The organism is Streptomyces sp. NPDC007162 (genome assembly GCF_040634175.1).
In the GTDB taxonomy this organism is placed as follows: domain Bacteria; phylum Actinomycetota; class Actinomycetes; order Streptomycetales; family Streptomycetaceae; genus Streptomyces.
In genome coordinates this window covers 30957-45215 of the sequence record NZ_JBEYFC010000010.1, presented here as the reverse complement: position 1 = coordinate 45215, position 14259 = coordinate 30957, and the positions used below count along the sequence as shown (strand labels likewise).

The following is a 14259-nucleotide window of genomic DNA, read 5'->3' as shown; positions in this document are numbered from 1 at the left end:
GGATACGTCGACGCCATCGAGCGGATCGCCATCGACCGGGTGAAGGAGCTGTTCGGCGCCGAGCACGCCAACGTGCAGCCCCACTCCGGCGCCCAGGCCAACGCTGCCGTCATGGCGGCCCTGCTGCAGCCCGGCGACACCATCCTCGGCCTCGACCTGGCGCACGGCGGCCACCTCACCCACGGCATGCGGCTCAACTTCTCCGGCCGCCTCTACAAGGTGGCGGCCTACCAGGTGGGCGAGGGCGACCACCGCGTCGACATGGCCCGGGTCCGCAAGCTCGCCCACGAGCACCGGCCGAAGCTGGTCGTGGCCGGCTGGTCGGCCTACCCCCGCCACCTGGACTTCGCGGAGTTCCGTCGGATCGCGGACGAGGTGGACGCCTACCTGATGGTCGACATGGCGCACTTCGCCGGCCTGGTCGCCGCCGGCCTGCACCCCTCCCCCGTACCGCACGCCCACGTGGTGACCACGACCACCCACAAGACGCTGGGCGGTCCCCGCGGCGGGGTGATCCTGTCCACCGCGGAACTCGCCAAGAAGATCGACTCCGCGGTCTTCCCGGGCCAGCAGGGCGGCCCGCTCGAACACGTCGTCGCGGCGAAGGCCGTGGCGTTCCGGATGGCCGGCCGGCCGGAGTTCGCGGACCGGCAGCGCCGCACCCTGGAGGGCGCGGCGATCCTGGCCGGACGGCTGCTGGCCGAGGACACCAGGGCGGCCGGGGTCAGTGTGCTGACCGGCGGCACCGACGTGCACCTGGTCCTGGTGGACCTGCGCCACTCCGAACTCGACGGCAGACAGGCCGAGGACCGGCTGCACCGGGTCGGCATCACCGTCAACCGCAACGCCGTCCCCTTCGACCCGCGTCCCCCGATGGTCAGCTCCGGTGTCCGCATCGGCACTCCGGCCCTGGCCGCCCGCGGCTTCGGCGCGGAGGAGTTCACCGAGGTCGCCGACATCGTCGCCACGGCCCTCCTGCCCGGCTTCGACGACCGGACCGCCGCCGAACTGCGCGACCGCGTCCAGGTCCTGACCGATCGCTTCCCGCTCTACCCCGCCGCCCCGCGGCCCGTGGCCGAGGAGGCCGTCCAGTGACGCACCCGCGCGACAACGCCCCCGGCAGGACCGGCACCACCGCCCCCGCCACCCCCGGCGACGCCCTCCCCGACCACCCCGAGTTCCTGTGGCGCAACCCCGACCCCAAGCGGTCGTACGACGTGGTCGTCGTCGGCGGCGGCGGGCACGGGCTGGCGACCGCCTACTACCTGGCCAGGAACCACGGCATCACCAACGTCGCCGTGCTGGAGAAGGGCTGGCTCGCGGGCGGCAACATGGCCCGCAACACCACGATCATCCGCTCCAACTACCTCTGGGACGAGAGCTCCGGCATCTACGAGCACTCCCTCAAGCTCTGGGAGACCCTCGAGGAGGACCTCGACTACCCGATCCTCTTCAGCCAGCGCGGCGTGCTCAACCTGGCGCACACCCTCCAGGACATCCGTGACAGCAAGCGGCGCGTGTACGCCAACCAGCTCAACGGCATCGACGCCGAGTGGCTGGAGCCGGACGAGGTCGCCAAGGTCTGCCCCATCGTCAACATCTCGCCGGACGTGCGGTATCCGGTGCTCGGCGCCACCTACCAGCCGCGCGCGGGCATCGCCAAGCACGACTACGTGGCCTGGGGCTTCGCCCGCAAGGCCGACGCGTACGGCATCGACCTGATCCAGGACTGCGAGGTCACCGGACTCGACATCGTCGACGGCCGGGTGCGCGGGGTGCGGACCACGCGCGGTCCCATCGCGGCCGGGAAGGTCGCGCTCGCGGCGGCCGGGCACTCGTCCGTGCTGGCGTCCATGGCGGGGCTGCGGCTGCCGCTGCAGAGCCACCCCCTCCAGGCGCTGGTCTCGGAACTCCTCGAACCCGTCCACCCGACCGTGGTGATGTCCAACGCCGTGCACGTGTACGTCTCGCAGGCGCACAAGGGCGAGCTGGTCATGGGCGCCGGCATCGACAGCTACAACGGGTACGGGCAGCGCGGCGCCTTCCACATCCTGGAGCGCCAGATGGCCGCCGCCCTGGAGCTGTTCCCCGTCTTCGCCCGCGCCCACATGCTGCGCACCTGGGCCGGCATCGTCGACACCACGCCGGACGCCTCCCCCATCGTCGGGCTGACGCCGGTCGCGGACCTCTATCTCAACTGCGGCTGGGGCACCGGCGGTTTCAAGGCCACCCCGGGCGTCGGCTGGTGCTTCGCGCACACCGTCGCCACCGGCGAACCGCACCCCTACAACGCGCCCTTCACCCTCGACCGCTTCACCACCGGCGCCCTGGTCGACGAGCACGGCGCGGCCGCCGTCGCCCACTAGCCGAGGAGTACCGACATGCAGCTCATCACCTGCCCCTGGTGCGGTGACCGCGAGGAGATCGAGTTCCACTACGGCGGTCAGGCGCACGTCGCCTACCCCGAGGACCCCTACGCGATCGACGACGAGCAGTGGGCCCAGTACGTCTTCTTCCGTGACAACCCCAAGGGACCGTTCGCCGAGCGCTGGGTGCACTCGGCCGGCTGCCGGCGCTGGTTCAACGCCCTGCGCGACACCGTCACCCACGAGTTCCTCGCCGTCTACGAGGCCGGCGCCGAACGCCCTGCCCCCACGAGCACCGCGAAGGGCCAGGAGGCCGCCCGATGAACACCCCCTTCCGCGCTCCGGGCCACGGCCGGGTCGACCGCGGCACCACCCTCGCCTTCACCTTCGACGGCACCGCCTACACCGGCCACCCCGGCGACACCCTCGCCTCGGCCCTGCTGGCCAACGGCGTGCACCACGTGGCCGACAGCATCAAGTACGGGCGCCCGCGCGGGTTCCTGGCCGCCGGCGCCGAGGAACCCAACGCCCTCGTCCAGATCGAGTTCCCCTTCCCCGAGCCCATGCTCACGGCCACCACCGTGGAGCTGTACGACAAGCTGGTCGCCCGGGGCCTGTCCGGCCAGGGCAGGCTGGGCGCCGAGCCGGACACCGCCCGCTACGACACCGTGCACGCCCACTGCGACGTCCTGGTCGTCGGCGCGGGCCCGGCGGGACTGGCCGCCACGCTGGCCGCCGCCCGGGCCGGGGCCCGGGTCGTCCTCGTCGACGAACTCCCGGAGGCCGGCGGCTCGTTGCTCGGCAGCCGGGAACTGATCGACGGCGCACCAGCCACGGAATGGGTCAGCGCCGTCCTGGCGGAGCTCGACGAGAACGCGGACGTCCGCGTACTGCCTCGCACCACCGCCTTCGGCCACTACGACGACGGACTCGTCCTCGCCCTGGAGAAGCGCACCGACCACCTCGGCGCCGCGGCGCCCGCCCACGTCTCCCGGCAACGGATCTGGCGGATCCGCTCCCGGCAGGTCGTGTACGCCACCGGTGCCTACGAGCGTCCGATCGCCTTCGACAACAACGACCGCCCGGGGATCATGCTGGCCGGCTCGGCACGCACCTACCTGAACCGCTTCGGCGTGCTGCCCGGTTCGCGGGCGGTCGTCTTCACCACGAACGACAGCGCCTACCCGGCCGCGCTCGAACTGGCCGACGCGGGCGTACTGATCGCCGCGGTGGTCGACGCACGCGAGGAGGTGCCCGAGCACTGGCGTACCGCCTGCGCCGAACGCGGCATCGACGTCCGCGCCGGCCACGTCGTCACCGGCACCAGTGGCATCGAGCGCGTCACCCGCGTCCACGTCGCCTCCTTCGGGGGCGGACGCCTCGGCGAGCGGCACGGCGTCGACTGCGATCTGCTGCTGGTCTCCGGCGGCTGGAACCCCGCGGTGGCCCTGTTCAGCCAGGCCCGCGGCACGCTGCGCCACGACGCCGGGATCGGCGCCTTCGTCCCCGCCGACGCACCCGCCGACGTCCGTACGGCGGGGGCGGCCGGCGGCACCTTCACCCTCACCGGCTGTCTCGCGGACGGCCTGGACGCGGCCCGGCAGGCCCTGTCGGCGATCGGCGGGGCCGCTCCGGAGATCTCCCCGCCGGCCACCGGCCCGCTGCCGGACGGAGCGCCGACCCGGGTGCTGTGGCGGGTGCCGAGCCCGCAGGACGACCAGGACGGCACCCTTCAGTTCGTCGACCTCCAGCGGGACGCGACCGTCCGTGACGTGCTGCGGGCGACCGGGGCGGGCCTGCGGTCGGTGGAGCACGTCAAGCGGTACACCACCATCGGCACCGCCCACGACCAGGGCCGTACCTCGGGGGTGCTGACCTCGGGCATCGTCGCCGAGGCGCTGGGCGTGGAGGTCGCCGACCTCGGCACCACCCGCTTCCGGCCGCCCGCCGTACCGGTCTCCTTCGCCGCCCTCGCGGGCCGTAACCGCGGCGAGCTCTTCGACCCGGTGCGGGTGACCGCGATCCACCCCTGGCACGTCGAGCACGGTGCCCTGTTCGAGAACGTCGGCCAGTGGAAGCGCCCCTGGTACTACCCGCGGGCCGGGGAGACCATGGAGGAGGCCGTACTGCGCGAGTGCCGGGCCGCCCGTACCGGCGTCGCGATGATGGACGGCTCCACGCTCGGCAAGATCAACGTCCAGGGGCCGGACGCCGGCGTGCTGCTGGACCGGCTCTACACGAACCTGATGAGCACCCTCAAGGTGGGCCGGGTCCGCTACGGCGTGATGTGCGGCGTGGACGGCATGGCCATCGACGACGGCACCGTGATCCGGGTGGCCGAGCAGGAGTTCCTGCTGACCACGACCACCGGCAACGCGGCCAAGGTCCTCGAGTGGATGGAGGAGTGGCTGCAGACGGAATGGCCCGGCCTGCGCGTCCACCTCACCTCCGTCACCGAGCACTGGGTGACGATCCCGCTGGTCGGCCCCCGCTCCCGGGAGGTGCTGGCCCTGGTGGCGCCCGGCCTGGACGTGGGCAACGACGCCTTCCCCTTCATGTCCTGGCAGGACACCACCGTCGCCGGGGTGACGGCGCGGGTGTGCCGGATCAGCTTCTCCGGTGAACTCGCCTACGAGGTCAACGTGCCCGCCTGGTACGGCATCACCGTGTGGAAGGCGCTCCTCGCGGCCGGGGACGCGTTCGGCATCACCCCGTACGGCACCGAGACGATGCACGTGCTGCGTGCCGAGAAGGCCTATCCGATCATCGGGCAGGACACCGACGGCACCGTCACCCCGCAGGACCTGGGGATGTCCTGGGTCGTGTCGAAGAAGAAGCCGGACTTCGTGGGCAAGCGGTCCTTCAGCCGCGCGGAGAACCAGCGCGAGGACCGCAAGCAGCTGGTGGGCCTGCTGCCGGCCGACGAGCACCTGCTGCTCCCCGAAGGCGCCCAGATCATCGCCACCAGCGACGTCCCGGCGCCCCCCGTGCCCATGCTGGGCCACGTCACGTCCAGCTACCGCAGCGACGCCCTGCGGCGGACGTTCGCCCTGGCCCTGGTGCGCTCGGGCACCCGGCGCATCGGCGAGACCCTCTACGTCCCGCTGGACGGCCGGACCGTACCGGTCACCGTGACCGACCCCGTGCTCTTCGACAAGGAGGGAGCTCGCCGTGACGGTTGAGACACCCGCTCGTTTCAGCCCGCTGTCCGAGTGGCAGGACCGCCTGACGCGGCTGCCGGACGGGTTCCGGGTGCGGGAACTGCCCTTCCTGACCCAGCTCACCCTCCGGGTGGAGCCCGGCAGCGCGGCGGCGAAGGCCGTCGAGTCCTGCCTGGGCGTCCCGCTGCCCGGTCCGCTGCGCGCCGAACTGTCGGGCGAGGTCGACGTGGTGTGGATGGGCCCGGACGAATGGCTGCTGGTGGCTCCGGACGGCCGCCCGGACGACCTCGTCGCACGGTTGCGCTCGGCCGCCGGTGCGGGGTTCGCCACCGTCACCGACGTGTCGGCGCAGCGCACCACGCTGGCCCTGTCCGGGCCCCTCGTCCGCACGATCCTGGCCCAGGGCTGCGCCATCGACCTGGACCCACGGGTCACCCCGGCCGGCTCCTGCCCGACCACCCTGCTGGCCCAGGCCCCGGTCACCCTCGTGGTGCGTGACGACGCGGCCCGCGACATCCGGCTGCTGGTCCGCTCCTCGTTCGCCACCTACCTGGCCGCATGGCTGATCGACGCCTGCACGGAATACCGGGGAAGCGCCTCATGAAGACCGAGTTCGTCCTCACCCTCAGCTGCCCCGAACGTCCGGGCATCCTGCATGCCGTGACGTCGTTCCTGCTCGGGCACGGCTGCGACATCACCGAGCACCAGCAGTTCGACGACGCCGACCACGGCACCGTGTTCCTGCGCACCAGTTTCGCTGCCCCCGACCCGGAGGTGACCCTCGACCTGCTGCGGGCGGACTTCGCGCCCGTGGCCGCCGAGTTCGGGATGGAGTGGCAGCTCAGGGACTCCGCCGTCAAGCCGCGCGTGCTCGTGATGGTGTCCAGGTTCGACCACTGCCTGGCCGACCTGCTCTACCGGTGGCGCAGCAAGGCCCTGGACGCCGAGATCGTCCTGGTGGTCTCCAACCACCCCGATCTGGAGCCGCTGGCGGCGGCCGACGGGGTGCCGTTCGAGCACGTCCCCGTCACGGCGGGCACCAAGCCGCAGGCGGAGGCCCGGCTGCTCGCCCTGGTCGAGGAACACCGCGTCGACCTGGTCGTCCTCGCCCGCTACATGCAGGTGCTCTCCGACGACCTGTGCAAGCAGCTGGAAGGCCGGGCCATCAACATCCACCACTCGTTCCTGCCGAGTTTCGCCGGGGCCAAGCCGTACCACCAGGCCCACCGGCGCGGGGTGAAGCTGGTCGGGGCGACCGCCCACTACGTCACGGCGGACCTGGACGAGGGGCCCATCATCGAGCAGGAGATCATCCGGGTCGACCACCGCTCCGGCGCGGACCGCCTGGTCACCGTGGGCCGCGACGCCGAACGCCTGGCACTGGCCCGCGCCGTCAACTGGCACTGCCAGGGCCGCGTCCTGATCCACGGCAACCGCACGGTGGTCTTCAGCTGACGGAAGGGTCACAGCCGGGACGTCCGCCGGCCTACAGCCCCACGATCTTGTTCCAGCGCTTGGCGAACTCCACCCGTTCCGTCGACGTGATGTCCCGGGCGACGGCGAGGCGGCTGCGCATCTCGGCGTTCGGGAAGATCAGGGGGTTCTCGGCGAGCGCCGCGGTGTCCTTGTCCCTGGAGTCGGCGAGGACCTGCTGGGCCGCCGGGACGGGGCAGACGTAGTTGACCCAGGCGGCCAGCTCGGCGGCGACCGCCGGCTCGTAGTAGTAGTCGACGAGGCGTTCCGCGTTGGCCTTGTGGGCGGCGCGGTCCGGGATCATCAGGGAGTCGGACCACAGCTCCGCGCCCTCCTCGGGGACGACGAAGCGGATGCCGGGGTTGTCGGCCTGGAGCTGGATGACGTCGCCCGAGTACGCCTGGCAGGCCAGGACGTCTCCGCTGACCAGGTCCTTCGTGTAGTCGTTGCCGGTGAAGCGGCGGATCTGGCCGCGGTCGACCTGCTGTTGCACCTCGTCGCAGACGGTGTAGAAGTCGTCGGCCGTCCACTTGGTGATGTCCACGCCGTTGCCCTGCATCAGCAGCGCGAACGCCTCGTCGAGGCCGGAGAGCAACGTCACCCGGCCCCTGAGGTCGCTCGCCCACAGGTCCTTGACGTGCCGGATCTCGCGGCCCAGCCTCCTGCGGTCGTAGGCGATGCCGGTGATGCCCGACTGCCACGGCACCGTGTAGCGGCGGCCCGGGTCGAAGGCGGGCGAGCGGAGCAGCGGGTCCAGGTACCTCGCGACGTTCGGCTGGTGGGCGCGGTCCATCTTCTGGACCCAGCCCAGGCGCACGAACCGGGCGCACATCCAGTCGCTCATGACGATGAGGTCCCGGCCGGTGGACTGGTGGTTCATCAGCGCGGGGCTGATCTTGCCGAAGAACTCGTCGTTGTCGTTGATCTCCTCGATGTAGTCGACGGAGATCCCGGTGTGCTTCTCGAAGGCGTCGAGCGTGGGCCGTTTGTCGGGGTTGTGTTCGTCCACGTCGATGTACAGCGGCCAGTTCGCGAAGACCAGCCTGTGGTCCTTGGCGGACAGGTCGCTCACGGCACGGTCGTCGGCCTTGACGTAGGCGGCGGGCACCCCGCAACCCGCCAGCGCGCCCAGCGCGGCGGTGCCGCCGAGAGCGCGCAGCAGGGAGCGGCGGGAGAGCGCGGGCGTCTGAGAAGGGGTCCGGGGCACACCTGAAGGATGGCGCGCCCGCCCGTGGGCGGGCAATCGACGCTGCGTCGAGCGGCCTGACGCGGACGCGACACCTTGCCGATGCCGGCGCCCCCGCGCCCGGCCTTCGGCCCTACGACCTACGCGTCCAGCGACGTCATCACGTGCTTGATCCGCGTGTAGTCCTCGAAGCCGTAGCCCGACAGGTCCTTGCCGTAACCGGACTTCTTGAACCCGCCGTGCGGCATCTCCGCGACCAGCGGGATGTGCGTGTTGATCCACACGCAGCCGAAGTCGAGCCGCTTGGACATCCGCATCGCCCGCCCGTGGTCCTTGGTCCACACGGACGACGCCAGCGCGTACTCGACGTCGTTGGCCCACTGCACGGCCTGGTCCTCGTCCGTGAAGGACTGGACGGTGATGACCGGCCCGAAGACCTCGTTCTGGATGATCTCGTCGTCCTGCTTGAGCCCGGACACGACGGTCGGCGCGTAGAAGTACCCCTTGTCGCCCACCCGCTGTCCGCCGGCCTCGACCTTGGCGTGGGCGGGGAGCCGCTCGATGAAGCCGGAGACCTGCTTCAGCTGGTTCGGGTTGTTCAGCGGCCCGTACAGCACGTCCTCGTCGTCCGGCTGCCCGGTCTTCGTCTCGGCCGCGGCCTTCGCGAGCGCGGCCACGAACTCGTCGTGGATGGACTCGTGGACGAGGACGCGGGTGGCGGCCGTGCAGTCCTGGCCCGCGTTGAAGAAGCCGGCGACGGAGATGCCCTCGACGGCCTTCGCGATGTCCGTGTCCTCGAAGACGACGACCGGTGCCTTGCCGCCCAGCTCCAGGTGGACCCGCTTGACGTCCTTGGACGCGGACTCGGCGACCTGCATGCCGGCGCGCACGGAGCCGGTGATGGAGGCCATCGCCGGGGTCGGGTGCTCGACCATCAGACGGCCGGTCTCGCGGTCGCCGGTGATGACGTTGAAGACGCCCTTGGGCAGGATCCCGCCGAGGATCTCGGCGATCAGGACGGTCGACGCGGGGGTGGTGTCCGACGGCTTGAGCACGACGGTGTTGCCCGCCGCGATCGCCGGGGCGAACTTCCACACGGCCATCATCATCGGGTAGTTCCACGGCGCGACCTGCGCGCAGACGCCGACCGGCTCACGGCGGACGATCGAGGTGTGGCCGTCCATGTACTCGCCGGCGGAGCGGCCCTCCAGCATCCGGGCCGCGCCCGCGAAGAAGCGGATCTGGTCGACCATCGGCGGGATCTCCTCGTCCCGCGTCAGACCGACCGGCTTGCCGGTGTTCTCCACCTCGGCCGCGATGAGTTCCTCGGCCCGCTCCTCGAACGCGTCGGCGATCTTCAGCAGGGCCTTCTGCCGCTCGGCCGGGGTGGTGTCCCGCCAGGCCGGGAAGGCCGCGGCCGCGGCCGCCATCGCCGCGTCGACGTCGGCCGCCCCGGACAGCGGCGCGGTCGCGTACGCCTCGCCGGTCGCGGGGTTGACCACCTCGGTGGTCCGTCCGTCGGCGGCGTCCCGGAACTCACCGTCGATGTAGTTGCGCAGGCGACGCAGCTCGGTGCTCACTGCCGGCCCTCCAAGTTCGGTGTCCAATCACTGAGACACCCACAGTAATCCGAGATCCCACGTTTTCAACACCCCCGGCCGCGTCGACTCTGCGAAATCCGCAACACAGGCTCCCTGAAACAACGAATTTCATCGATACGGCCTTGCGGAACCGTCGAGACGTCGTGCACAGTGAGGTCGTGGCCAGTCGAAGCGCAGACCAGAGGGACTCGTCCCGCGAGTCCAGGAACGGCAACAGTCCCCAGCTGGACGCCGTCTCCCTCGCCATCATCCAGCAGCTCCAGGAGGACGGCCGCCGGCCGTACGCCGCGATCGGCAAGGCCGTCGGCCTGTCGGAGGCGGCCGTGCGCCAGCGCGTCCAGAAGCTGCTGGACCAGGGCGTCATGCAGATCGTCGCCGTCACGGACCCGCTCACCGTGGGCTTCCGCCGGCAGGCGATGGTCGGCATCAACGTCGAAGGTGATGTCGAGTCGATCGCGGACGCGCTGACGGCCATGTCGGAAGTCGAGTACGTGGTGATGACCGCGGGCTCGTTCGACATCCTCGCGGAGATCGTCTGCGAGGACGACGACCACCTGCTGGACGTCATCAACAAACGCATCCGGGCGCTGCCAGGGGTGCGCTCCACCGAGAGCTTCGTCTACCTGAAGCTGAAGAAGCAGACCTACATGTGGGGAACCCGATAACCGTGACCCAGAAGGACCTCAGCCGCACCGCGTACGACCACCTGTGGATGCACTTCACCCGCATGTCCTCGTACGAGAACGCCCCCGTCCCGACCATCGTCCGGGGCGAGGGCACCTACATCTACGACGACAAGGGCAAGCGCTACCTGGACGGTCTCGCGGGCCTGTTCGTGGTCCAGGCCGGTCACGGCCGCACGGAACTCGCCGAGACCGCCTTCAAGCAGGCTCAGGAGCTGGCCTTCTTCCCGGTGTGGTCGTACGCCCACCCGAAGGCCGTCGAGCTGGCCGAGCGCCTGGCCGACTACGCGCCCGGCGACCTGAACAAGGTCTTCTTCACCACCGGCGGCGGCGAGGCCGTGGAGACCGCCTGGAAGCTGGCCAAGCAGTACTTCAAGCTCAAGGGCAAGCCGACCAAGTACAAGGTCATCTCCCGCGCGGTCGCCTACCACGGCACCCCGCAGGGCGCCCTGTCCATCACCGGCCTGCCGGCGCTGAAGGCTCCCTTCGAGCCCCTCGTCCCCGGTGCCCACAAGGTCCCGAACACCAACATCTACCGCGCCCCGCTCTTCGGCGACGACCCGGAGGCCTTCGGCCGCTGGGCCGCCGACCAGATCGAGCAGCAGATCCTCTTCGAGGGCCCGGACACCGTCGCCGCGGTCTTCCTGGAGCCGGTGCAGAACGCGGGCGGCTGCTTCCCGCCCCCGCCCGGCTACTTCCAGCGGGTCCGCGAGATCTGCGACCGGCACGACGTCCTGCTCGTCTCCGACGAGGTCATCTGCGCCTTCGGCCGCCTCGGCACGATGTTCGCCTGCGACAAGTTCGGCTACGTCCCGGACATGATCACCTGCGCCAAGGGCATGACCTCGGGTTACTCCCCGATCGGCGCCTGCATCATCTCCGACAAGCTCGCCGAGCCGTTCTACAAGGGCGACAACACCTTCCTGCACGGCTACACCTTCGGCGGCCACCCGGTCTCCGCGGCCGTCGGCCTCGCCAACCTCGACCTGTTCGAGCGCGAGGGCCTCAACCAGCACGTCCTCGACAACGAGGGCGCGTTCCTGTCGACCCTGCAGAAGCTGCACGACCTGCCGATCGTCGGCGACGTCCGCGGCAACGGCTTCTTCTACGGCATCGAGCTGGTCAAGGACAAGGCGACCAAGGAGTCCTTCAACGAGGAGGAGACCGAGCGCGTCCTGTACGGCTTCCTCTCCAAGGCGCTGTTCGACAACGGCCTGTACTGCCGCGCCGACGACCGCGGCGACCCGGTCGTCCAGCTCGCCCCGCCGCTGATCTCCAACCAGGAGACCTTCGACGAGATCGAGCAGATCCTGCGCGCCACGCTGACGGAGGCCTGGACGAAGCTCTGAGTCCGCGCCCCTGATCGGCTGACCGCCGCCGGCCCCGGTGCCGTCCGTTCGAGTGAGAACGGACGCCCGGGGCCGTGTGCTGCCCGGGCTCCGCCCGCGGTCCTGCCTAGCGTGCACGTGACCGATCGGCCCAGCCTTCGTTCCCCCCGACGTGGGAAGGCACGGCAAAACGGATCAGAACCGAGGTGTACGCCCATGGAGGCCCCGCCGGACAACGACGTGCTGTGGGCACGCGCCCTGCACTTCCGCCACCAGGACGGCTCGCCCGGTGTCACCGGGGTCTCGCTCGCGGTGCGCGAGGGCGAGATCCTCGCCGTCAGCGGTCCGCGCGGCAGCGGCAAGACGACGTTGCTGAGGTGCCTCGCCGGTCTGACGCCGGTACAGAGCGGTGAGGTCTGGTTCAACAGCACGGCCGTGCACCGGATGGGCCCGGTCACCCGCGAACGGCTGCGCCGCGACCGCTTCGGCTGGATCGACCCCGTCCCGGCGCTGGTCCCCGAGCTGAACGTGTGGGAGAACACCGCCCTGCCCCTGATGCTGCGGGGCACCAGCCGCCGCCGGGCCAAGGTGGCCGCGCTGGAGTGGCTGGACCGCCTCGACGTCGGCGACCGGGCCCGCAGGCGCCCGGCGCAGCTCCAGCAGGCCGAACGGCAGCGGGTCGCCATCGCCCGCGCCCTCGCCCCCTCCCCCACCATCCTCTTCGCGGACGAGCCGACGGCCCCACTGCACCGCGCCGACCGCGCCCAAGTGCTGCGCACCCTCACCACCGCGGCCCGCTCGCACGGCATCACGGTCGTCCTCGCCACCCACGACGCGGAGACGGCCGCCCTCGCCGACCGCAGGGTCTCGCTCCTGGACGGCCGCCGGGTGAACACGGTCCACCTGCCCGCCCCCGAAGCGGAAGGCCGGGCCGAGTGCTCGCTCTCCGCCTGACCCGCGTCGCCCACCCGGCCGTCCAGCTGCGCCGCCTCCTGGTGGCCGCGGCGGCGGCGGGCACGGGCTTTCTCCTCCTGTCCGCCCTCGGCTACGCGATGGCCCACCCGGCCCACTCGACGGCGGCACTCCTGCGGCTCTCCTGGTGTGCGGTCCCGCTCGCCGCCACGGTGTACCTCGCGGTGGCGGTGGCCCGCACCGACCCCGGCACCAGACCCCGCCCCGGCCTGTCCGCCCTCGGCCTCGGGCCGGCCCGTCTGATGGCCGTCGCCGCCCTCAACACGGTCCTCGCCTGCACCCTGGGCTCGCTGCTGGCCCTGGCCGTCTTCCTGCACCTGCGCGGCGACCTCACGGGCATGCCCTTCGACGGCGCGGCCAAGGACTTCCTGGCAGCGGACCAGCCCCTGCCCCTGCCGGCGGCCCTGACCCTGCTGACCGTGCCCCCGGTCCTCGCGTCCACAGCGGTGGCCCTGGTCCTGCGCCCCCGCGACCTGCCCGGCACACCGGCCCGCAACCCGGTGTACGCACTCTTCGGCGCCCGCAACACCACGGGTGCCCGCCACGCCACGGGGGCCCACAGCACCACCGGTGCCGACGCCACCACGGGTTCCCGCCCCACCGCGAACACCCGTCTCCCCGGACACCCCGCGCCCGAGACCGCGCCGTCCCAGCACTCCGCGGACGGCGACCAGCCGTCCCGTCATCCCGTGGGCGGTCGTGCCGCTGGGGCGATGGGGGTCCCCCCGCGCGAGCGAAGCCGAGCGTGGGGGAGGGCGGGCGCGGACGGCGCCCTGCCGGCGCCGGTGAGCGAGATCCCGCCCACCCTCGCCGCGGCCGACCCCGCCCCCACCGGCCTCCCCTGGGCCGTCGCCGTCCTGGCCGCCGGGCTCGCCACGGAGTCCTACACAGGCGTCACCGGGGCCTCCCCCCGCACCGCCCTTCCCGGCGGTCTCGCCACCGGTCCCGTCGGCCTCCTGGTCGGCTGGTCGCTCACCGCCCTCGGCCTGGTCCTCGCCGCCCCGGCCCTCGCCCACCTGTGCGGCCGCCTCCTGCAGGCCGTCCGCCCCGGCGCCCTGCGGCTGCTGGCCGGCCGTGGCCTGATGGCGGAGGCCACCCGTATCGGCCGCCCCCTCGGCGTCGTCTGCGCGGTGACGTCGGCCGCCTTCGCGGCGACCGTCCTGCACGGCGGCGACAAGCACCCCGGCGGCCCGCTCACCACCCTCGGCGGCCTCGTGGTCGCCGGCTGCGCGGTGGCCACGCTCCTCACCACCGCCGTGGAGGCCCGCCAGTCCCGCGCCGCCACCACCGAAGCACTGCTGCGCCTCGGTGCCCCGGCGACGCTGCTGCGCGGCGCGGCGGCCCTGCGCACCGGCGCCCTGCTCGCCTTCTTCGGCCCCTTCACCCTGCTGATCGCCGACCTCGCCGCCCGCCCCCTGGTCCGCTGAGCGGTCGCGGTCAATGCACCGCACAGAAGTCCGACCCGACCGATGACTTTCGCCGCGTCCCC

Annotated in this window: 10 protein-coding genes and 1 pseudogene; 9 read left to right on the top strand and 2 right to left on the bottom strand. The window is 71.8% G+C overall.

Annotation, left to right across the window (positions count from 1 at the left end; genetic code table 11):
• The 5 genes and pseudogenes from glyA to purU all read left to right on the top strand — a co-directional run.
• A partial coding sequence (gene glyA, locus ABZ646_RS02545) for a serine hydroxymethyltransferase (protein WP_360512157.1) occupies positions 1-1095 on the top strand: 1095 nt, incomplete at its 5' end.
• Positions 1096-1181: 86 nt separating this feature from the next.
• Positions 1182-2366 carry a sarcosine oxidase subunit beta family protein gene (locus tag ABZ646_RS02540; RefSeq protein ID WP_360512164.1) on the top strand — a complete coding sequence of 395 codons (1185 nt, stop codon included), beginning with the start codon at positions 1182-1184 and terminating at the stop codon, positions 2364-2366.
• Between the two features lie 15 nt (positions 2367-2381).
• A pseudogene (locus ABZ646_RS02535) lies at positions 2382-5548 on the top strand (sarcosine oxidase subunit delta family protein).
• Positions 5538-6131: a sarcosine oxidase subunit gamma family protein gene (locus tag ABZ646_RS02530; protein WP_360512155.1), complete on the top strand. Its 594-nt coding sequence runs from the start codon at positions 5538-5540 to the stop codon at positions 6129-6131. The pseudogene ABZ646_RS02535 and the gene ABZ646_RS02530 overlap by 11 nt, the downstream one beginning before the upstream one ends.
• The gene (gene purU / locus ABZ646_RS02525) at positions 6128-6982 is read left to right on the top strand and encodes a formyltetrahydrofolate deformylase (protein ID WP_360512153.1); all 855 of its coding nucleotides are present in this window, start codon (positions 6128-6130) and stop codon (positions 6980-6982) included. The genes ABZ646_RS02530 and purU overlap by 4 nt, the downstream gene beginning before the upstream one ends.
• A 31-nt stretch (positions 6983-7013) precedes the next feature.
• Here purU and ABZ646_RS02520 read toward each other — a convergent pair whose 3' ends face one another.
• The gene (locus ABZ646_RS02520) at positions 7014-8207 is read right to left on the bottom strand and encodes an extracellular solute-binding protein (RefSeq protein ID WP_360512151.1); all 1194 of its coding nucleotides are present in this window, start codon (positions 8205-8207) and stop codon (positions 7014-7016) included.
• Between the two features lie 119 nt (positions 8208-8326).
• On the bottom strand, positions 8327-9766 hold the full coding sequence (locus tag ABZ646_RS02515) for a gamma-aminobutyraldehyde dehydrogenase (protein ID WP_360512149.1): 1440 nt from the start codon (positions 9764-9766) through the stop codon (positions 8327-8329).
• A 164-nt stretch (positions 9767-9930) separates the two neighbouring features.
• Here ABZ646_RS02515 and ABZ646_RS02510 point away from each other — a divergent pair, with 164 nt between their 5' ends.
• From ABZ646_RS02510 to ABZ646_RS02495, 4 genes are all read left to right on the top strand, one after another.
• Complete coding sequence (locus ABZ646_RS02510) at positions 9931-10452, top strand: Lrp/AsnC family transcriptional regulator (protein ID WP_030612872.1); 522 nt, start codon at positions 9931-9933, stop codon at positions 10450-10452.
• Positions 10437-11819, top strand: coding sequence for an aspartate aminotransferase family protein (locus ABZ646_RS02505; protein ID WP_360512148.1), 1383 nt, complete (start codon positions 10437-10439; stop codon positions 11817-11819). The genes ABZ646_RS02510 and ABZ646_RS02505 overlap by 16 nt, the downstream gene beginning before the upstream one ends.
• Positions 11820-12014: 195 nt before the next feature.
• Positions 12015-12752, top strand: coding sequence for an ATP-binding cassette domain-containing protein (locus tag ABZ646_RS02500; protein ID WP_360512146.1), 738 nt, complete (start codon positions 12015-12017; stop codon positions 12750-12752).
• Positions 12734-14197 (top strand): hypothetical protein, encoded by a 1464-nt coding sequence (locus ABZ646_RS02495; protein ID WP_360512144.1) that lies wholly within the window; start codon positions 12734-12736, stop codon positions 14195-14197. Before ABZ646_RS02500 ends, ABZ646_RS02495 begins: the two co-directional genes overlap by 19 nt.
• The last annotated feature ends 62 nt before the right edge of the window (positions 14198-14259 follow it).

Bases quoted from the DNA above. Each gene is read 5' to 3' on its own strand.
- purU (WP_360512153.1), top strand. From the start codon at position 6,128: ATGAAGACCGAGTTCGTCCTCACCCTCAGCTGCCCCGAACGTCCGGGC.
- ABZ646_RS02500 (WP_360512146.1), top strand. From the start codon at position 12,015: ATGGAGGCCCCGCCGGACAACGACGTGCTGTGGGCACGCGCCCTGCAC.